The sequence below is a fragment of the Streptococcus suis genome, from assembly GCF_002960425.1.
Taxonomy (GTDB): Bacteria; Bacillota; Bacilli; order Lactobacillales; family Streptococcaceae; genus Streptococcus; species Streptococcus suis_S.
This window is the reverse complement of sequence record NZ_POIZ01000023.1, coordinates 1-21,019: the sequence shown is the minus strand read 5'-3', so window position 1 is coordinate 21,019 and position 21,019 is coordinate 1. Positions and strand designations below refer to the sequence as shown.

The 21,019-nt window shown below is 41.3% G+C and carries 18 protein-coding genes and 2 pseudogenes; 18 read left to right on the top strand and 2 right to left on the bottom strand.

What is annotated here, in order from left to right; genetic code table 11:
* Positions 1 to 288 carry a DUF1905 domain-containing protein gene (locus tag C1G57_RS01975; RefSeq protein ID WP_105113533.1) on the top strand — a complete coding sequence of 96 codons (288 nt, stop codon included), beginning with the start codon at positions 1 to 3 and terminating at the stop codon, positions 286 to 288.
* A gap of 344 nt (positions 289 to 632) precedes the next feature.
* Here the strand turns inward: C1G57_RS01975 and C1G57_RS01970 are convergent.
* Positions 633 to 1,409, bottom strand: a pseudogene (locus C1G57_RS01970) (glycyl-radical enzyme activating protein).
* A gap of 130 nt (positions 1,410 to 1,539) precedes the next feature.
* On the opposite strand from C1G57_RS01970, the gene C1G57_RS01965 reads away from it, so the two are divergent.
* The 17 genes from C1G57_RS01965 (at position 1,540) to C1G57_RS01885 (ending at position 20,821) form a co-directional block, all read left to right on the top strand.
* Positions 1,540 to 2,283, top strand: a complete 744-nt coding sequence (locus C1G57_RS01965) for a DeoR/GlpR family DNA-binding transcription regulator (protein WP_105113532.1) — start codon at positions 1,540 to 1,542, stop codon at positions 2,281 to 2,283.
* 10 nt (positions 2,284 to 2,293) lie between these two features.
* Entirely contained in the window at positions 2,294 to 3,265 is a 972-nt protein-coding gene (locus C1G57_RS01960; RefSeq protein WP_029185943.1) for a sugar-binding transcriptional regulator, read from the top strand.
* Positions 3,266 to 3,463: 198 nt separating this feature from the next.
* The gene (locus C1G57_RS01955) at positions 3,464 to 3,787 is read left to right on the top strand and encodes a PTS lactose/cellobiose transporter subunit IIA (protein WP_029185942.1); all 324 of its coding nucleotides are present in this window, start codon (positions 3,464 to 3,466) and stop codon (positions 3,785 to 3,787) included.
* Positions 3,788 to 3,816: 29 nt separating this feature from the next.
* Positions 3,817 to 4,122, top strand: coding sequence for a PTS sugar transporter subunit IIB (locus C1G57_RS01950; RefSeq protein WP_105113531.1), 306 nt, complete (start codon positions 3,817 to 3,819; stop codon positions 4,120 to 4,122).
* Positions 4,123 to 4,134: 12 nt separating this feature from the next.
* The gene (locus C1G57_RS01945) at positions 4,135 to 5,436 is read left to right on the top strand and encodes a PTS sugar transporter subunit IIC (protein WP_105113530.1); all 1,302 of its coding nucleotides are present in this window, start codon (positions 4,135 to 4,137) and stop codon (positions 5,434 to 5,436) included.
* 151 nt (positions 5,437 to 5,587) lie between these two features.
* On the top strand, positions 5,588 to 8,035 hold the full coding sequence (locus C1G57_RS01940) for a glycyl radical protein (protein WP_105113529.1): 2,448 nt from the start codon (positions 5,588 to 5,590) through the stop codon (positions 8,033 to 8,035).
* A gap of 14 nt (positions 8,036 to 8,049) precedes the next feature.
* Entirely contained in the window at positions 8,050 to 8,721 is a 672-nt protein-coding gene (locus C1G57_RS01935) for a fructose-6-phosphate aldolase (protein WP_105113528.1), read from the top strand.
* A gap of 17 nt (positions 8,722 to 8,738) precedes the next feature.
* A complete protein-coding gene (locus C1G57_RS01930) occupies positions 8,739 to 9,785 on the top strand; it encodes an iron-containing alcohol dehydrogenase (RefSeq protein WP_105113527.1) in 1,047 nt (348 codons plus the stop codon).
* A gap of 76 nt (positions 9,786 to 9,861) precedes the next feature.
* Positions 9,862 to 10,956 carry a glycerol dehydrogenase gene (locus tag C1G57_RS01925; RefSeq protein WP_105113526.1) on the top strand — a complete coding sequence of 365 codons (1,095 nt, stop codon included), beginning with the start codon at positions 9,862 to 9,864 and terminating at the stop codon, positions 10,954 to 10,956.
* 119 nt (positions 10,957 to 11,075) lie between these two features.
* Positions 11,076 to 12,152 carry an aspartate-semialdehyde dehydrogenase gene (locus C1G57_RS01920; RefSeq protein ID WP_105113525.1) on the top strand — a complete coding sequence of 359 codons (1,077 nt, stop codon included), beginning with the start codon at positions 11,076 to 11,078 and terminating at the stop codon, positions 12,150 to 12,152.
* 65 nt (positions 12,153 to 12,217) lie between these two features.
* Positions 12,218 to 13,153, top strand: a complete 936-nt coding sequence (gene dapA / locus C1G57_RS01915) for a 4-hydroxy-tetrahydrodipicolinate synthase (protein ID WP_105113524.1) — start codon at positions 12,218 to 12,220, stop codon at positions 13,151 to 13,153.
* A gap of 542 nt (positions 13,154 to 13,695) precedes the next feature.
* Positions 13,696 to 15,024: an FAD-dependent oxidoreductase gene (locus C1G57_RS01910; protein WP_105113523.1), complete on the top strand. Its 1,329-nt coding sequence runs from the start codon at positions 13,696 to 13,698 to the stop codon at positions 15,022 to 15,024.
* Between the two features lie 11 nt (positions 15,025 to 15,035).
* The gene (locus C1G57_RS01905) at positions 15,036 to 16,505 is read left to right on the top strand and encodes a helix-turn-helix domain-containing protein (protein ID WP_161941087.1); all 1,470 of its coding nucleotides are present in this window, start codon (positions 15,036 to 15,038) and stop codon (positions 16,503 to 16,505) included.
* Positions 16,506 to 16,673: 168 nt separating this feature from the next.
* Positions 16,674 to 18,185, top strand: coding sequence for a glycerol kinase GlpK (gene glpK, locus C1G57_RS01900; protein ID WP_105113521.1), 1,512 nt, complete (start codon positions 16,674 to 16,676; stop codon positions 18,183 to 18,185).
* A gap of 21 nt (positions 18,186 to 18,206) precedes the next feature.
* Positions 18,207 to 20,036 (top strand): type 1 glycerol-3-phosphate oxidase, encoded by a 1,830-nt coding sequence (gene glpO / locus C1G57_RS01895; protein ID WP_105113520.1) that lies wholly within the window; start codon positions 18,207 to 18,209, stop codon positions 20,034 to 20,036.
* Between the two features lie 85 nt (positions 20,037 to 20,121).
* Positions 20,122 to 20,475, top strand: a complete 354-nt coding sequence (locus C1G57_RS01890; RefSeq protein ID WP_105113519.1) for a Lin0368 family putative glycerol transporter subunit — start codon at positions 20,122 to 20,124, stop codon at positions 20,473 to 20,475.
* A gap of 10 nt (positions 20,476 to 20,485) precedes the next feature.
* The gene (locus C1G57_RS01885; RefSeq protein ID WP_105113518.1) at positions 20,486 to 20,821 is read left to right on the top strand and encodes a Lin0368 family putative glycerol transporter subunit; all 336 of its coding nucleotides are present in this window, start codon (positions 20,486 to 20,488) and stop codon (positions 20,819 to 20,821) included.
* Here C1G57_RS01885 and C1G57_RS11335 read toward each other — a convergent pair.
* Positions 20,822 to 21,019: pseudogene (locus tag C1G57_RS11335) on the bottom strand (IS5/IS1182 family transposase); the annotation flags it as partial.

The following is a 21,019-nucleotide window of genomic DNA, read 5'->3' as shown; positions in this document are numbered from 1 at the left end:
ATGTATAAAGTCTATGAATTTGAAGCCCTTATCCATCCAGTACCGGACAAGGGTGGAGCCTATGTCATATTTCCCTATGATATACGAGAAGAGTTTGGCAAGGGGAGGGTCAAAGTAACCGCGACATTTGACGATCATTCCTATGATGGCTCCATTGTCAATATGGGAGTTAAGGATGAAGCAGGCAATATCTGTTACATTATTGGTATTCAAAAGGCTATTCGAGCAGCTATTGGAAAACAGGCTGGTGATAGAGTACAAGTAACCATTCAAGAACGAATGGAGTAATCAGGCTTGCAAATCCTTGAGATTATGGTAGAATAGATTCATGCGATGAGCCGAGTAGTGACTATGTCACATTCGACGCTAGGGAGGTCTTCATTAAATTGAAACGCAGGAGCGGACCTTGAATAGTTGTGTGAACCTTCTATTCTCATCGGAAACGATGCCCTTGCCCACCCTTGAGGTGGGCTTTTTTTGTTATGTGATTTTCAGAAACATTTTAATAATGTTTCCAAGAGTTCTATTATTCAGTATATCTTTGTAGAAGTGTAAATATTCAATTTGCTCTGAACGTTGAACGGATCAGTCAATACTGCTCATTCTGATAGTTAATATCATTAAAAGTGTGATTAGAAGTAACAATTGATATTATGTTTCAAAAAGATTGCCTGATAATCTGCCAAGTCTTCAGGATGGAGAGCCTTAACGTCGGTCATCGTATAGTTACGATTAAGAAGTTTGTACTTATTTTCGCCAAACTGATGGAAGGGAAGTAGTTGAACTTCATCAATATTGAGTTGGTTGAAAAGTGAGGCAAACTGCTCAGCATCTTCTAATGAATTATTAAATTCTGGAATGACAGGAATTCGTAAAACAATCTCTTTTCCGATAGAAAAGGCGTATTCTATATTTTGTATAATAAGGTTATTGTTAACTCCAGTAATCTTTCGATGTGAAATAGTATTATAGTGTTTTAAATCAGTGTAAATGAAATCAACATATTGGATTAACTCAGCGAATTTTTGTTGCTCAACAAAAGCGGTTGTTTCAATAGCAGTATGAAGTCCGCGCAGTTTTGCCTCCATTAAGATAGCTTTTGCAAATTCATATTGAGCAAAAATTTCCCCGCCAGATAGAGTAAGTCCACCACCGGATTCCTCATAGAAATCAACATCTTTCATAACTTCATCCATGATTTCATCAACAGTTTTCTCTTCCCCCATGATAGTAGTTTTCTTGGTATTGGCATCTAACATTGGTTCGGGATTGCGCTTTTGCGACTCGGGATTAGCTCACCAAGGACAACGTAAAGGACATCCTTTTAAGAAAACAGTTGTACGGATACCAGGACCATCATGTAATGAAAAGTGTTGAATGTTAAAAATGATACCTTTGGTCGAGTTCATAAGACTTCTCCTTTGCTACAATACAATTTTACACTATAAACGAAAGTTTTGCAATTACGAACGTAAGTGTTTTAAGGTTAAAAAGTTGAAAATTGGTGATAATTTGGTACAATAAGTACGAGGTGATAAAATGGAACGACTAGATAAAATTATAGAACTCGTATCTCAACATGAAAAAATTGATGTAAATAGTTTATCTGAACAGTTGGAAGTTTCCAAGGTAACAATCCGTAAAGATTTGGATAAGTTAGAATCTAGAGGTTTGCTAAGGCGAGAACATGGCTATGCTGTTTTAAATAGTGGAGACGATTTAAATATTCGAATGTCTTTTCGCTACGATGTGAAAAAAAGAATCGCGAAGGAAGCGGTAAAATTAGTAGTAGATAATGAAACAGTAATGATTGAGTCTGGTTCTACTTGTGCTCTGTTAGCAGAGGAAATCTGCAAGACAAAAAGAAACGTAACTATTATCACAAACTCATATTTTATAGCTAATTATGTTAGACAGTATGATGGTTGTCAAGTTATTTTATTAGGTGGTGAATTTCAAAAAGATTCACAAGTGACAGTTGGTCCCCTTTTACAAAAAATGATTCATTTCTTTCATGTAGATAAAGCCTTTGTAGGAACAGATGGTTTTGACAGTGAGCACGGCTTTACAGGAAAGAATTTGATGCGAAGTGAGGTCGTTCAATATATGTCTGAAGTTTCAGAGCAGATGATTGTGTTGACAGATGCCAGCAAATTTACTAAGAAAGGGACCGTACGTCGATTTGGTCTAAGTCAAGTTGCTCAAGTCATTACGGATACCTCAATTGCAGAGATTTTTGTAGCTGAACTAGAAAAAGCCAATGTTAAGGTCACTATCGTTTAGTGAGGAAAGAATGAAGCTAGAAAAAAGAAGACAATTAGCAAAGATTGCCTATCTCTATTACATAGAAGGAAAAAGTCAGGCAGAGATTGCCATGGAAACAGGAATCTACAGAACAACAGTCAGTAGAATGCTGACTAAAGCCAAGTTAGAAGGCATTGTTAAAATAGAAATCCAAGATTTTGATAAGCGACTTTATCAGTTGGAGAAATATGTTCAAAACAAGTATGGTCTTAAGAGGATTGAACTAGTAGAGAATAGCTCAGATGGCGATCTTTCTGCTTTAGAATCTCGTTTAGCAGAAGCAGCAGCTGATATGTTAACTAATTTGATTGATGATGACATGATAGTTGGTTTTTCTTGGGGCAGAAGTTTGAGTTTAATCGTTGAGAAAATGGGACATCACCGGATGAAAGGTTTAAAATTTGTTCCTATTGCTGGTGGCCCAAGTCATATTCATGCTCGCTATCATGTCAATACTCTAATTTATGATATGGCCAATAAATTTCGAGGAGAGTGCAGTTTTATCAACGCGACTATTATCCAAGAAAATCAAAGTCTTGCTGAAGGAATTTTGTCATCCAGATATTTTGAAGAGTTAAGAGCGGACTGGAAAAAATTGAATGTGGCGGCTGTCGGAATTGGTGGTAGGGTAGATGCTAATAATCCTCAGTGGTTGGATATGTTAACAGAAGCTGACTTTCATCAGTTATCTATAGAGGGGGCGGTTGGTGAAACCTGCTGTCGTTGTCTTAATCATAATGGAGAGCCCGTTGTCGAAGACCTACAAGATAGGACGATAGCTATTTCATTAGAAGAACTGAAAAATATTCCCAATACGCTAGCTTTAGCTTACGGAGAGCATAAGGCTCAGGCAATACTAGCTATTTTGCGAGCAGGTTATATCAATCATCTTGTGACGGACGAAGGGACAATCTTGAAGGTGTTGAAGCTAGATGGAGACACCAACTATTTCTCTTTGTGATAGGTTAAATAATGACATTTATTGTCCTTGGTGGATAGTAAATGTTTTTATTTTATCAAAAAAAGCACAAAAGTGCAATTTATTCAAAAATGGTGAAAAAGAGCGATTTTGTTATTTACTATATTGAGATGAAATGATATACTTTGTTTACGAAAGAAACATAAAAACTTACTAAAAAAAGAAAAGGAGGTAGGAACAATGGAAATGATTGTTGCGGACCAAATTATTATGGGCTTGATAATCTATGCAGGTGATGCTAAGAGTCATGCCTATCAAGCATTATCGTTTATAAAATCGGGTGAGCATGAACGTGCTGAACAGGAGTTAAGCTTGGCAGATGCTGCTTTGTTAGAGGCGCATAATATGCAGACCAAGTTTTTAGCTCAAGAAGCCAGTGGAATAAAATCAGAAATCACAGCCCTGTTTGTGCATTCACAGGACCATCTCATGACATCGATTACAGAAATCAATTTGATTAAGGAAATCATTGATTTACGAAAAGAATTAAAAAAAGTCAGTTAAACCAATTTTATATTTAGGAGGATACCAAAATGGTTAAAATAGCTCTTTTTTGTGCGGCTGGATTTTCTACTGGCATGTTGGTCAACAATATGAAAGTAGCAGCAGAGGCTGCGGGTGTAGAGGTAGAGATAGATGCTCATTCTCAAGGAAAAATAGCTGACTATCTAGACAAAATAGATGTGGCACTGTTAGGACCACAAGTTGCCTATACTTTTGATAAATCTAAAGCACTTTGTGATGAAAAGAATGTTCCGATTGCAGTCATTCCTATGGCTGATTATGGAATGCTAGACGGAAAAAAAGTTTTGCAACTAGCTCTAAGTTTAGTTTCATAAAGGGGTGGGACCATGGCTAAAGTAGATACACAAAAAATTATTGTTCCGATCATGAAGTTTGTAAACATGAAAGGGATTATCGCTTTAAAGGATGGCATGTTGGCTATCCTTCCATTAACAGTTGTGGGAAGTATTTTCCTCATTATTGGCCAGTTACCTTTTGAAGGCTTGAACAATGCAATTGCTGCTCTATTTGGAGCGGATTGGATTGAGCCATTCATGCAGGTTTATAGTGGCACATTTGCAATCATGGGCTTGATTTCCTGTTTTGCGATTGGCTATTCTTATGCAAAGAATAGCGGTGTTGAGCCACTTCCAGCGGGTGTCTTGTCCTTGTCCTCCTTCTTTATTCTCTTGAGGTCATCTTACATACCAGCAGAAGGTGAACCAATTGGAGATGCCATTGCAAAAGTTTGGTTTGGTGGTCAAGGAATTATCGGAGCAATCATCATTGGACTGGTAGTGGGGGCTATCTATACAACCTTTATTCAGCGTCATATCGTGATAAAAATGCCTGAGCAAGTACCCCAAGCTATTGCTAAACAGTTTGAGGCGATGATTCCTGCCTTTGTTATCTTTTTGCTATCTATGATTGTATATATCATTTCTAAGATGGTGACTAACGGTGGTACTTTCATTGAAATGATTTACGATGTGATCCAAGTGCCTCTTCAAGGTTTGACTGGTTCCTTGCCAGGTGCTATTGGAATTGCTTTCTTTATATCATTCCTATGGTGGTTTGGTGTGCATGGTCAATCCGTTGTCAATGGTGTTGTTACTGCCTTGCTTTTGTCAAACCTTGATGCCAACAAGGCTCTTCTAGCAGCAGATAAGTTGTCTTTGGAAAATGGCGCTCATATCGTGACCCAGCAGTTTTTGGATAGTTTCTTGATTATGTCAGGCTCAGGAATTACATTTGGTATAGTATTTGCAATGCTATTTGCAGCAAAATCAAAACAATACAAGGCACTTGGTAAGGTAGCAGCTTTCCCAGCCATCTTCAACGTCAATGAACCTGTCGTGTTTGGTTTTCCAGTTGTTATGAACCCAGTCATGTTTCTTCCATTTGTATTGGTACCAATCTTGGCAGCTTTCATTGTCTACGGTGCTATTTCAATAGGATTTATGCAGCCCTTCTCAGGTGTAACACTGCCTTGGTCAACTCCTGCAATCATTTCTGGTTTCATGGTCGGTGGTTGGCAAGGTGCGGTTGTTCAAATCATTATCTTGGCTATGTCAACTATTGTTTATTTTCCGTTCTTCAAAATTCAAGATAATATTGCCTATGAAAACGAACAAAAGGAAAATATCTAGTAAAAAACACTCATTAGATTTTGCACATTTGTGCTAAATGATTGCTATTTTCAAGTGCTATCTCTCCTTTATTGACAAAAATTAGTTGTAAAAGTTATACTTTAATTACAAACGAAACAAAATAACGTTTCGAAAGAAAGGAAAAATTAAAATGAAAACAGTAGTTACTGAGGTAGCAAGTACTAGCATTAAGACAGAATATTTCGGTAATTTGACCGATCGCATGCTCAAGTACCGCGAAGATGTTTTAGATAAAAAACCATACATTGATGCAGAGCGTGCAATTTTAGCCACAAAGGCTTACAAAGAACACCAAGAGAAACCAAATGTCTTAAAGCGTGCCTACATGCTAAAAGAAATTTTGGAAAATATGACACTGTACATTGAAGAAGAAAGTTTGATTGCAGGCAACCAAGCTTCTTCGAACAAGGATGCTCCAATTTTTCCAGAGTATACCTTGGAATTTGTTCTAAACGAATTGGATTTATTTGAAAAACGGGATGGAGATGTCTTCTATATTACCGAGGAAACCAAGGAGCAGTTGCGCAGTATCGCTCCGTTCTGGGAAAATAATAACTTACGTGCAAGAGCAGGTGTCTTGCTTCCAGAAGAAGTTCAAGTCTATATGGAAACAGGATTCTTTGGTATGGAAGGCAAGATGAACTCTGGCGATGCCCACTTGGCTGTTAACTACCAAAAGGTATTGGAACATGGTTTGCGTGGTTTTGAGGAACGCGTACGTGAAGCAAAAGCTAAGCTTGATTTGACGGATCCAGCAAGCTTTGACAAGTACCATTTCTATGACTCAATCTTTATCATCATTGACGCAGTAAAAGCATATGCCAATCGTTTTGTTGCCTTGGCTACTGAATTGGCAGAGAAAGCACCAACCGCTCAACGCCGTCAAGAATTATTGGAAATCGCTCGTATTTGTTCGAAGGTACCGTATGAACCCGCAGAAACATTTGCAGAAGCAGTGCAATCTGTCTGGTTTATTCAGTGTATCTTGCAAATTGAGTCTAATGGACATTCCCTTTCTTATGGACGTTTTGACCAATACATGTATCCGTACGTGAAAGCGGACTTGGAAGCAGGTAGAGAAACGGAAGAAAGTATCGTTGAGCGGTTGACTAACTTGTGGATTAAGACCATTACCATCAACAAGGTTCGTAGTCAGTCTCACACCTTCTCATCAGCAGGTAGCCCGCTTTACCAAAACGTTACCATTGGCGGACAAACACGTGATAAGAAAGATGCTGTCAATCCACTTTCTTACTTAGTATTGAAATCTGTTGCCCAAACACATTTACCACAGCCAAACTTGACCGTTCGCTATCATGCAGGTCTTGATGCTCGTTTCATGAATGAATGCATAGAAGTAATGAAACTTGGCTTTGGTATGCCTGCCTTCAACAACGATGAAATTATCATTCCATCCTTTATTGAAAAAGGTGTCTTGGAAGAAGATGCCTATGACTACAGCGCGATTGGTTGTGTAGAAACGGCTGTTCCTGGTAAATGGGGTTACCGTTGTACAGGTATGAGCTATATGAACTTCCCGAAAGTGTTGTTGATTACAATGAATGATGGGATTGACCCTGCATCAGGCAAACGATTTGCTCCAGCCTTTGGTCACTTCAAAGACATGAAGTCATTTGAAGAGCTTGAAACGGCATGGGAGAAGACACTTCGTCATCTGACACGGATGAGTGTTATTGTTGAAAATGCGATTGATATTGCCTTAGAAAGAGAAGTTCCGGACATTCTTTGCTCGGCTCTGACAGATGACTGTATCGGTCGTGGTAAGCACTTGAAAGAAGGTGGGGCGATTTACGACTACATTTCTGGCTTGCAGGTTGGGATTGCCAACTTGTCCGATTCTCTAGCTGCCATTAAGAAATTAGTCTTTGAAGAAGGACGATTGACACCAGAAGAATTGTGGCATGCTTTGGAAACGGACTATGCTGGTGAACGTGGTAAAGAAATCCAAGAAATGTTGATTGAGGATGCACCAAAATACGGTAACGATGATGATTACGCAGACCAGTTGGTGACAGAAGCTTATAATATTTATGTGGATGAGATTGCCAAGTATCCAAACACTCGTTTTGGACGTGGTCCAATTGGTGGTATTCGCTATTCAGGTACCTCATCTATTTCAGCAAACGTTGGACAAGGTCGTGGTACTTTGGCGACACCGGATGGTCGAAATGCAGGTACACCATTGGCGGAAGGTTGTTCCCCATCTCATAATATGGATAAAAATGGACCAACTTCTGTATTGAAATCTGTTGCGAAATTACCAACGCACGAAATTGTTGGTGGTGTCTTACTCAATCAGAAGGTCAATCCACAAACTCTTGCTAAAGAAGAAGACAAACAAAAATTGATTGCCCTCTTGCGGACCTTCTTTAACCGCTTGCATGGGTACCACATTCAGTACAATGTTGTTTCGAGAGAAACCTTGCTTGATGCTCAGTTACATCCTGAAAAACACCGTGACTTGATTGTCCGTGTCGCAGGCTACTCAGCATTCTTCAATGTTCTTTCCAGAGCGACCCAAGACGATATTATCGGACGTACTGAACATACATTGTAAAAGAGGTTATCACTATGGAATTTATGCTGGACACGTTAAATGTAGAAGAAATCAAAAAATGGGCCAAGGTTCTCCCGCTTGCGGGAGTAACCTCTAACCCGACTATTGCAAAGAAAGAGGGGGATATTGACTTTTTTAAACGCTTAAAAGACATTAGAGACCTACTTGGTCCGGAACCTTCCCTGCATGTGCAGGTTGTTGCAAGAGATTACGAGGGGATTTTAGCGGATGCGAAAAAAATTCGTGAGCTGGCTCCTGAGAATGTCTACATTAAAGTTCCAGTAACTCCAGAAGGATTGGCAGCTATCAAGACCCTGAAAGCAGAAGGGTTTAAGATTACAGCGACAGCGATTTATACAACTTTTCAAGGCTTGTTGGCCATTGCTGCGGGCGCAGACTATTTAGCACCTTACTATAACCGTATGGCCAATTTAAATATTGATTCAAATGCAGTAATTGCTCAGTTGGCGGAAGTCATTGATCGTGAGTGTTCAGAGAGTAAGATTTTAGCTGCGTCCTTTAAGAATGTAGAACAAGTCAATCAAGCATTTGCAAATGGTGCTCAGGCAATTACAGCTGGTACAGATGTTTTTGAGGCCGCCTTTGCCATGCCATCTATCGACAAAGCGGTAACTGATTTTGCAGCAGATTGGTCTGCTATTCATGGCAAAGAGTTTATAGAATAAGAAATAGGGGGTCGGTTATGAAAGCTATCTCAAGTCCTTCACGCTATATCCAGGGAACAGGTATCCTGTATGAAAGTGCGGTCGAAATCTTGAAAATAGGTCACCGCCCCCTTGTTTTGTGTGACGAAACAATTTATAACAAGATTGGGAATAAGTTTATAAAAAATATTACATGTTATGGTTGTATGCCAATGACTTCCTTTTTAATGGGAGATGTTACAGACATTCAAGTATTTGCACATGCTAGAACTGCAGAAGAACATAAAGCAGACATGGTGATTGGCTTGGGTGGTGGTCGGATATTGGATATGACCAAATTAGTAGCAGGTTTGTTGGAACTTCCATATGTTTTGATTCCGACGATATTATCAACGCCTGCATCAACCTCTTCTTGTGCTATTCTTCATGAAGGGTATTCACGCAGTGATACGGTCAGGGGGCAACTGGGTGAACCTTCTTTGGTCATTGCAGATACACAACTCTTCTTACATCATGCCCCTTTGTTTATTTTGGAATTGGGATTGGTACGTTGTTTGACGTGTTTAGCGGCGGAGTCTATTTGCCAAGACGAAGAGCAGGTCAGTGTGATGGATCGCTTGCTCATTCAAGGTTGTGAGCAATTATTGCTCTCCAAAGGAAAAGATGCTTATCAGTCCTATCAATTACAGGCCACTAGTAAGTCTTTGGAAGATGTTGTCGAAGTCATCACCTTTTTAACTGGAATGGCAACGCATCATGATGCCGTTCGATTGGTTAGTCTGCTCTATACAGAAATCATCGCCCGCTATTCAGAAAGTATTCAAGGCAAAGAAGAACAAATTTTTACTTGTGTACATCTTGTATTGTTGCAATTGAGGAATTGTTCAGAAAAGGAATGGCAGTCTTATTTGGAATTTTATAGAGATTTAAACTTACTGCCACCCCTAAGCTCGTTACCATTTTCGTCAACTACTGGTCTTTCTCAAACCTGTCGAACCAGTCTTGAGGGGCTTCCAGTTTCAATTGAACAGTTGGAAAAAGCTGTACAAGAGTTACCGAAACTACTGTTTTCCTTAAAAGAATAATGATTTCACTTTAGTATTGAAAATTCTATCAAAACAAATATAATAAAGTAAATGAAAAATTACAGGAGGAATGTTTATGAAAGTTTTTGCTAGTCCGTCGCGTTATATTCAGGGCAAGAATGTCTTATTTCAAGGCGCTGAAGCTATCGGTAAATTAGGAACAAAGCCTTTGATTCTTTGTGATGATTTGGTGTACGGCATTGTTGGTGAGAAGTTTCTAACATACTTGACCGATGCAGGTATGATACCTTATCGTGTCGTTTTTAACGGCGAGGCATCCGATAAAGAAATTCAACGTGTGGTGACCCTCGGTCAAGAGCAAGCGAGCGATGTCATTATTGGCTTAGGTGGTGGAAAAGCTATAGACTCTGCTAAAGCTATTGCAGATTTACTTGCAGTTCCTGTTGTGATTGCTCCAACGATTGCCTCAACAGATGCTCCTACATCAGCATTATCTGTTATCTATACAGAAGAAGGAGCTTTTGAACGCTATATTTTCTACAAGAAGAATCCGGATCTTGTGTTAGTAGATACAGCTATCATTTGTCAAGCACCACCTCGTTTATTAGCCTCAGGTATTGCAGACGGTTTAGCGACCTGGGTTGAGGCGCGTGCTATTTTGCAAAGCAATGGAACAACCATGGCAGGAGGTGCGCAGACGCTTGCAGGTATTGCTATTGCTCAAACTTGTGAGAAGACCTTGTTTGATTACGGACTGCAGGCTATGGCTAGTTGTGAAGCCAAGGTTGTGACAACTGCCTTGGAAAATATTGTTGAAGCCAATACCTTATTAAGTGGACTTGGATTTGAAAGTGCAGGTCTGGCTGCGGCGCATGCTATTCACAATGGTTTTACTGCTTTGGAAGGAGATATTCATCATCTGACACATGGCGAAAAAGTTGCTTATGGTACCTTAACACAACTCTTCTTGGAAAATCGTCCTAAAGAAGAGTTGGAAAAGTATATTCGTTTCTATCAAGCCTTGAACTTGCCAACTACTCTAGCAGAATTGCATCTAGCTGATGCGAGCTATGAAGATTTGTTGAAGGTTGGTCAACAAGCAACTATTGAAGGCGAAACGATTCATGGTATGCCATTTGCGATTTCAGCAGAAGATGTAGCAGAGGCATTGTTAGCAGTTGATTTCTACGTTCGTTCCTTAGGAAAATAATTTGCTCTGTCCTGAGAAATTCAGTTTTCTCAGGGCTTTTCTTTTCAAAATATTATGGTATAATTATGAAATAACAAATTTTTAGAAAATTTTGAAGAATTGACTTAAAGGAGATTTCTATGGCTTATGTAGTAGCTGTTGTTGGTGCAACTGGTGCAGTTGGTGTCCAAATGATTAAAATGTTGGAAGAGTCAACACTTCCAATCGAGAAAGTGCGTTTCTTGGCTTCTGCCCGTTCAGCAGGCAAGACCTTGCAGTTTAAGGGACAGGACATTGTCATTGAAGAAACAACAGAAACAGCTTTTGAAGGAGTGGATATTGCCCTCTTCTCAGCTGGAGGTTCTACATCTGCCAAGTATGCTCCATATGCGGTAAAAGCAGGGGCTGTTGTCGTGGACAATACCTCGTATTTCCGTCAAAATCCAGATGTGCCCTTGGTTGTTCCTGAGGTAAATGCTCACGCGCTTGATGCCCACAATGGTATCATTGCTTGTCCAAACTGTTCAACTATTCAGATGATGGTTGCTCTTGAACCTGTTCGTCAAAAATGGGGCTTGGAGCGGATTATCGTATCAACCTATCAGGCAGTTTCTGGTGCTGGTATGGGAGCTATCTTGGAAACTCAGGCTCAACTTCGTTCTGTTTTGAATGACGGTGTAGAGCCCAAAGCGGTAGAAGCGAACATTCTTCCTTCTGGTGGCGATAAGAAACACTACCCAATCGGTTTCAACGCCATTCCACAAATCGACCTCTTCACTGAAAATGACTACACTTACGAAGAGATGAAGATGACAAAAGAGACTAAGAAAATCATGGAAGATGACAGCATTGCCGTTTCTGCAACCTGCGTCCGTATTCCAGTCTTGTCAGCTCACTCTGAGTCTGTTTACATTGAAACTAAAGAAATTGCACCGATTGAAGAAGTGAAAGCAGCTATTGCATCCTTCCCAGGAGCTGTTTTAGAAGACGATGTGGCTAATCAAATTTATCCGCAAGCCATTAACGCTGTCGGTAGCCGTGATACCTTTGTTGGTCGTATCCGTAAAGATTTGGATAAGGAAAACGGTATCCACATGTGGGTTGTTTCTGATAACTTACTCAAGGGTGCTGCATGGAACTCTGTTCAAATCGCTGAAACCCTTCATGAGCGTGGCTTGGTTCGTCCAACTACAGAGTTGAAATTTGAATTGAAATAAGTTTGAAAACTTAGAAAAACAAAGGCTGTTTTCAGCCTTTTTTGGCAAGGAAAGAGAGGTAACCTATGTCTATTCAAGATTTGCGAGATGTAAAAATTATTACGGCTATGATTACGCCCTTTAAGGAAGACGGGGCAATTAACTATGATGTTTTGCCAGAATTAGTTGAACATCTATTGGCTCATCATACGGAAGGGATTTTGTTGGCAGGAACAACTGCTGAAAGTCCAACCCTCACTCACGCGGAAGAGTTGGAATTATTTGCTGCCGTGCAAAAAATTGTCAATGGTCGCGTTCCCTTGATTGCAGGTATTGGTACAAACGATACGCGCGATTCGATTGAGTTTGCTAAGGAAGTAGCGGCATTCGGAGGCTTTGCGGCAGGTCTTGCCATCGTGCCATATTACAACAAGCCATCTCAAGAAGGCATGTATCAACACTTCAAGGCCATTGCAGATGCTTCAGATTTGCCAATCATTATCTACAATATCCCAGGTCGCGTGGTGGTGGAAATGACACCAGAAACCATGTTGCGTTTGGCAGAACATCCCAATATCATTGGGGTCAAAGAGTGTACTAGCCTTGCCAATATGGCTTACTTGATTGAAAACAAACCAGAAGATTTCTTGATTTATACAGGTGAAGACGGAGATGCCTTCCATGCCATGAACTTGGGGGCAGACGGTGTGATTTCAGTGGCTTCCCATACAAATGGTGATGAAATGTATGAAATGTTCACAGCTATTGAGCAACAAGACATCCGAACAGCAGCTGCTATGCAACGCAAATTCATTCCAAAAGTCAATGCCCTCTTCTCTTATCCAAGTCCTGCTCCTGTTAAGGCAGTTCTCAACTATCTTGGATTTGAAGTTGGTCCCCTTCGCTTACCGTTGGTACCATGTCCTGAAGAAGATGCCAAACGCATTATCAAAGTCGTAGTGGACGGCGACTACGAAGCAACCAAAGCCACCGTAACAGGAGTCGTAAGACCGGATTATTAAAAACGTCCAACCCGAGCCTGAAAATATGAAAGCGAGGATAGTCTATGGATAGACTGTTTTAACGTGAGCCTAGAAACAAGAGAGCGAGCAACGTCTGGGGACGTTTTTAACCCGAGCTCAAAAACCCGAAAGCGAGGATAGTCAGGGGATAAGAATAGTCCAGTGGAGTGAAACAGTTCGGGGAACTGTTTCAGCTGGTCACCAAGAACTACGAAAGTGACCACAGAAGACCTGAGCTTGAAAATAAAAAAGCGAAGTATTTTAACGCGAGCCTGAAAACATGAAAGCGAGGACAGTCTACGGATAGACTGTTTTAACGCGAGCCAAGAAATAAGAGAGCGAGCAACGTCTGTGGACGTTTTTAACCCGAGCCTAAAAACTCGATAGCTAGGTCAACCAAGACGTTAACTGTCATTTTCGACCTTTTATTTCAGTTTATCTAAACACATCAGTTATCTGGTGTGTTTTTTTTTAAGCTGTAAACCTTTTCAAGAAAAAATCGAACAGTCAGTGCTATAATGGAGAGGAAGGGAGGTTGCGGAATGAATATTGTTATCATTGGTGCTTCATTTGCTGGCTTGACAACTGCAATGGAATGCCAAAAACGTTATCCACAAGCCACTATCTACTTGATTGACAAAGAAGAGAGTATCGCTTATTTTCCAAATGCACTGAATTGGAAAATAAAAGGAGAAATTTCAAGCTGGGAAGAAGCAAGAATTCGCTATTTTGAAGGGCTAGAGCAGTCAGCCATTCAGTTCTTGCTTGGATGGGAATGCATTTCCATAGAAGCAGAATTAAAAAAGGTCAGACTGAAGCAAGAAAATAAACATCAGGATGTGACCTATGATTACCTTGTTTTAGCCATGGGTGCCCAACAAGTCTGGGAACACCACTCGGTTGACCTGTCGAAAAAGATATTGACCAGTAAATCCATTGCTCAAGCCCAAAAGAGTTTTGAAAAGCTAGAAGAAGCAGAGAGTGTGACGGTAATAGGTGCTGGTCAAATTGGGCTTGAAAGCCTAGAAGCACTCAGTCGTCTGCCTTTGAAGCTTAGATTGATGGAGTCGCAAGAATGGCCCTTGGCCAAGTATTTTGATCAGGAAATGGTCGACTTTATCTGGAATGAATTTGAACGGATAGGCTTGGACTATCATTTTTCAGAAACCATCAATGAAGTCAGCTTGAATGAACTGGGTCAAGTCCAGTTAAGCAGCTTGCAGGGAACCTACCTGTCTGACTTTGTTCTTTTGGGGACCAACTTTAGACCTCATACAGATTTGGTGGAAGGATTAGTTGATTTGCATACAGACGGCAGTATTCTGGTGGATGACTATCTTGAAACCAGTCAATCTGGAATTTTTGCGGTAGGAGATTTAATTCGGATGCCTGTGACCATGTTTGGGCAGGCCTATCTGCCCATGATCAATCATGCTATCTTGACAGGTCGCTTGGTTGCAGAAAACCTTTTGGCTAAGAAGAAGCCTTTAAGAGCTGTTGAACGCATTGTTTCCACCCATGTATTTGGTTATAATTTGACCAGTGTCGGTCTGACCGAAAGGGAAGCAAATTTGTGGTTAGATACCGACACTATCCGTATTCAACAAGCCTTTAGCCAGTGGGATGAGGAAACAATCGACTTTAAAATGGTGGTTAGTCGAAAGGATGGACGCATACTTGGTGGGCAACTGGTGTCTACCTCTGATCATATAGCACAGATGAATGTGCTTGCTCTTGCCATCTCTAAGGAAATGACGGTGGAAGACTTGCTACAGGAAGCTTGGCTCTGTTTACCAAGGAGGACGGATTTGCAACCATTTCTTGTTGAAGCAGCCAATCGTTATCTATGGCAAAAAGAGGATAGAGAGTAGGTGGTGAGCTGGTGCATATACTAGATTTATTAGAGAAACGGGAGCGTGCTATTTACCAGCTTTTCCTTCTTTTGAGAAAGTCGGTCACAGCCCTTGGGATAAAAGAGGCGGCTCAGGAATTGCATCTGTCTAAATCGACCTTGTTACGCTATATAGAGAGTTTTTCTGAAGAGGTTGCAGAGGAGCCGTTTGGACTTGTTTTTCAGATTAGAGAAGAGGAAATCCTACTGCACCGTGGCGCCACCTTATCCATCCAAGACCTGTTTGCCTATCTGTGTCGAACGAGTGTGAAGTACCATATTTTACTCTATTTTTTTGATAAGAATGAATGCTCTATTCCCATGCTGGCGCAGGATTTGTTACTCAGTGAGGCAACCTTAAACAGACACCTGTCCTCTATAAACCAATTCTTGAAAGAGTTTCAGGTGACTATTCGAAGCGGTCGTTTGCGTGGCAGTGAATTGCAAATTCGTTATCTCTATTATCACTTGTTTTGGCTGACCCGGCCTTTAAAGGAACTAGAAAAGGAACGAGTATTTGTCGAACAACTGGGGCATTTGCCAATTTTTGAACGCTTTTATCAATCCCCCTTTAATCCAAGACAGGCTCATCAGCTAGCCCTATGGTTGATGATTGTCCAGAAGAGAATGCGCTTGAAAGATTTGGATTTTCAGGCGGTCTATCAGCTAATGGCTCCTTATGAGCAACATAAATTCTATCGGCAACTACGGCAACTGTTTTTGACCTTGAGCCAGCAATCATCGGCTTCCTTTCAAGAGGGGGACACCATGTCTGTTTTTGCATTTTTGTTCAGTCAAGGGATATTGGCTGCTCATCAATTAGAACAGGTATTGGGCTTTGGTGGTCCCATCATGGCAGCGACTAGTTGGGCCTTTCAACAGGTCAAGGTCTTATTGCAAACAGATTTGGCAGTGGAAGAGGGGGAACTCTATCATCTCAATCAGGTCTTTAGTCAGCTCTATTTTTTCACTTCCTGCATAGAGAGTGGCTTTGATGAACTTGGTTCTTATGAAGTGTCCGTGCAAATGGCAGCAAGCAGTATTTTACGCCATGTTTCCAGCGAGATTTTTGGGAGAAAGGAAGAGATGGCAGTTTGTCATCTGAGGTCCTTGAGCCAGTTATTTTCTTATTTCATGCAGGTGGAGCCAGCTATGGTACAGATTGGTTGGGCATCCAGCTATCCATCTGTTATTAGTTCACCAATCTTGCAAGTCCTCCGTCAGTCATTAGAACGCAATCGGTCCATTCAAATCGAACCTGTCCAACCAGACCAATCCTATGATTTGGTTATCTGCCACGATTATCCATGGGAGAAGGGCCCCTTTTTCCAAGTGTATGCTATGCCAACTGTTCAGGAATTGAAAGACCTAAAAAGTTTGATTCAGACAATTCATCAGCGCAAATTAGAGCAGGCCAAGCGCCTGGTTGAGCGAACACACTTCCGAATTGAACGACGGTGATAAACTTTCTAGTTTTCTAGGAAGTTTTTTTATATGCAAATCCTGCTTTATCAATTTTTTTAAAAAATCTAAAAAAATTGATAGGATGATCTTGAAAAAATAGTTTACAATAAAGTCACAAGGAAAACGGAAGCGTTTTCAAAAAACAAAAAAATAGGGGGACAGGACATGTCAACTGAAAAATACATTATGGCCATCGACCAAGGTACAACGAGCTCACGCGCCATCATCTTTAACAAAAAAGGCGAAAAAGTGGGTAGTTACCAAAAAGAATTCACGCAAATTTTCCCTAAACCAGGTTGGGTAGAACACAATGCCAATGAAATTTGGAATTCCGTCCAGTCTGTCATTGCGGGATCCTTTATTGAAAGTGGCGTTCGTCCAGACCAGATTGAAGGGATTGGGATTACAAACCAACGTGAAACGACAGTTGTTTGGGACAAGGAAACAGGACTTCCAATTTACAATGCCATTGTCTGGCAATCTCGTCAGACAGCTCACATTGCAGATCAGTTAAAACAAGATGGGCATGCAGACCTCTTCCATAAGAAGACCGGCTTGGTCATTGATGCCTACTTCTCAGCAACCAAGGTTCGTTGGATTTTGGACCAAGTTCCTGGAGCCCAAGAGCGTGCAGAAAAGGGGGAAATCCTCTTTGGAACCATCGATACTTGGTTGGTATGGAAATTGACAAATGGTAAGTGCCATGTGACGGACTACTCAAACGCGGCACGTACTATGTTGTACAATATCAAAGAGCTCAAGTGGGATGATGAAATCCTTGAATTGCTCAATATTCCAAAAGCTATGTTGCCTGAAGTTCGTTCCAACTCAGAAATCTACGGAACGACAGCTCCATTCCATTTTTACGGAGCAGAAGTACCAATCTCTGGTATGGCCGGTGACCAGCAGGCAGCTCTCTTCGGTCAGTTGGCCTTTGAACCAGGTATGGTGAAAAATACCTATGGAACAGGTTCCTTCATCGTCATGAACACAGGTGAGGAAATGCAGCTTTCTGATAATAGCCTCTTGACCACTATCGGATATGGTATAAACGGTAAGGTCTACTATGCACTGGAAGGCTCCATCTTTATCGCAGGCTCAGCTGTGCAATGGCTTCGTGACGGTATGCGAATGGTCAAAGAGTCACCTGAATCGGAAGAGTTGGCCCGCAAGTCAACTAGCAATGATGAAGTCTATGTTGTACCAGCCTTTACTGGTTTGGGAGCTCCTTACTGGAATTCAGAAGCACGCGGCTCTGTCTTTGGCTTGACACGTGGAACAACCAAGGAAGATTTTGTGAAGGCAACCCTTCAATCCATTGCCTACCAAGTGCGCGATGTCATTGATACCATGCAGATTGACTCAGGTATTGATATCTCTGTTTTGAAGGTTGATGGTGGCGCGGCTATGAACAGTCTTCTCATGCAATTCCAGGCGGATATTCTTGGTATTGAGATTGCGCGTGCGAAAAACTTGGAAACAACTGCTCTTGGTGCAGCCTTTCTAGCGGGTCTGGCAGTTGGTTTCTGGAAAGACTTGGATAAATTGAAAGAATTGAATGCAGTTGGTCAATCCTTCCAGCCAGCTATGAATGAAGCGCGCAAAGAACAGCTCTATAAAGGCTGGAAAAAAGCAGTTGCCGCAACGCAATTATTTGCACAATTGGATGAAGAGTAAAGAAATAGAAAGTGTGAAAACATGGAATTTTCAAAAGAAACACGTCGCTTAGCGATTGAAAAAATGCAAGATAGACAGTTGGACCTTCTGGTTATCGGTGGCGGGATTACGGGGGCTGGCGTAGCCCTCCAAGCCGCTGCTAGTGGCATGGAAACAGCCTTGATTGAAATGCAAGACTTTGCCGAAGGGACATCCAGCCGTTCAACCAAATTGGTTCACGGTGGACTTCGTTACCTCAAACAATTTGATGTAGAAGTGGTTTCCGATACGGTTTCAGAACGTGCAGTTGTGCAAAATATTGCCCCACATATTCCAAAACCAGATCCAATGTTGCTACCAGTCTATGATGAAGAGGGTTCTACCTTTAGCCTCTTCCGCTTGAAAGTGGCTATGGACCTCTATGACCTCTTGGCTGGCGTCAACAATACAGACCTTGCCAATAAGGTGTTGACGAGAGAAGAAGTCCTAGAACGGGCACCTCACCTGAAAAAAGAAGGCTTGCTTGGTGGTGGAGTTTACCTTGACTTCCGTAACAATGATGCTCGCCTAGTAATTGAAAATATCAAACGGGCAGCCAAAGATGGTGCCTTGATTGCTAGCCGTGTCAAAGCGGAGAAATTCATCAAGGATGAGGCTGGAAAAGTTGTCGGGATCGTCGCTCGTGATTTGCTGACAGATAGTACCTTTGAAATCCGTGCACGTTTGGTTATCAATACAACAGGACCTTGGAGTGATGAAGTACGCAACCTCGGTGGCGAAGGTTCAGGTGTCCTTCAAATGCGTCCAACCAAAGGTGTACATCTAGTTGTCGACAGCTCTCGCTTGTCTGTGCCACAGCCGACTTATTTTGATACAGGTCACGCAGATGGTCGCATGGTCTTTGTCCTTCCACGTGAAAATAAAACCTACTTTGGTACGACAGATACGGACTATACTGGTGATTTGGCGAATCCAATGGTAACTCAAGAAGACGTTGACTACCTACTAGATATTGTCAACAATCGCTTCCCAGAAGCAAACTTGACCTTGGATGACATTGAGAGCGGTTGGGCAGGTCTTCGTCCCCTCTTGTCTGGCAATGGTGCTTCCGACTATAACGGTGGTAACAACGGTAAGCTCAGTGATGACAGCTTTAATAGCCTGATTGAAACGGTCAAAGGCTACTTGAACAATGAAAAGACTCGTGACGATGTGGAACATGATTTGACACATTTGGAAGGTAGTGTTTCAGAAAAACACTTGGATCCTTCAGCTGTATCACGTGGCTCTGCCCTTGATCGTGATGACAATGGTTTGCTGACACTTGCTGGTGGTAAAATTACTGACTTCCGTAAGATGGCAGAAGGTGCCTTAGAAAAAGTAGCAGACATTCTCAAAGAAGAATATGGCCGTAGCTTCAAACTCATCAATTCGAAGACCTATCCAGTTTCTGGAGGGGAATTGAACCCTGCAAACGTAGCAGAAGAGATTGAACACCTGGCACAATTAGGGGTGAAAAAAGGTTTGGACTACGATGATGCTCTCTACCTAGCTAACTTGTACGGCTCAAATGCGCCAAAAGTATTTGCCTTGAACCATAAAGTAGAGGCTGTGTCTGACCTTAATCAACGTGATTTGCTTTCTCTTCATTATGCCATGAAGGAAGAAATGACCTTGACTGCAGTTGACTATCTTCTTCGTCGTACCAACTACATGCTCTTTATGCGTGAGCAATTGGATGCGGTAGCACCAGACATTTTGAAAGAAATGGCAGCGTATTATGCTTGGTCAGAGGAAGAAGTGGCTCAACAGGAAGGCTTACTTGCGGAAACCTTGCACAAAAATGATTTGAGCTATCTAAAAGAAAAATAATCTATTGGTAGGTGGGAGCTTGTTCTTCTATGGAAGAAGTTTCCCACCAGTTTATCAATAAGAGATTGATACAAGAGGAGAAGTTATGAAATTTTTACGTTCAACTATTGGCTATATGATTGCAGGTATGATTGTCATGAGTGTCTGGGGAGCATTTGCAGAAGCTTATGGTATTATCGGTGGTTTCTTCGCGGCTTTTATTATCATTGGTCCAATGTGGTATATGAACCACTATCTAGGACTTATTAAACATGATGCTGACTCAGCATTTGTTGATATGGGACTAGGTATTGCTATCTGCGGTATTTTTCGAGATGCATTTATGAAGGGATTTGGTACTATTGCTGATTCTTTACCGACTATCCTTTTGATTATCGTTGGGGCTACAATTGGTGGACTGGTTGCAGCTAAGATTGAAGAAGATATGGAAAAAGACTAGGAGGATTATCATGACAATTCAACAAGCAATAGCGACACTTGTAGGTGCCTTTGTTTTCCCATTTGTTATTCGATTGACCTGGGGAAAAATGGTCGAGCATTTTGGACCAATTGGTGGCTGGTTAGCAGCGGCCATGGTTGTCGGTACGGTATGGTGTCTCAATCATGGTGTCGGTCTTATGTCTCAATCAGGTGATGCCTGGGTCGATATGGGATTAGCAGCAGGAGTAGGAGTATTTGTAGCCTCTGTAGCGCGTGGAGGAAAGGTTGGGAAAGCTACCAACAACATTCTAGCAGCACTTGTAGGCGGTATTTTAGGTGGCCTGGTCCTCTCATTCTTTCTATAATCATGAAGAGGCTGGGCAAAAACTAGCCGGTAAATAAAAAACACAGATAGATTCGAGCTGATTTTGATGAAATCCAGCCGAACTATCTGTGTTTTTCTTTCTTTTTCTACTCTCTTGGACTAATTTCTTAGCCAATTTCGTTAGATTCATGCTCATTAGGAGGAAGCCTATCTCGGTTTCAACCACTTTTTGACCTCT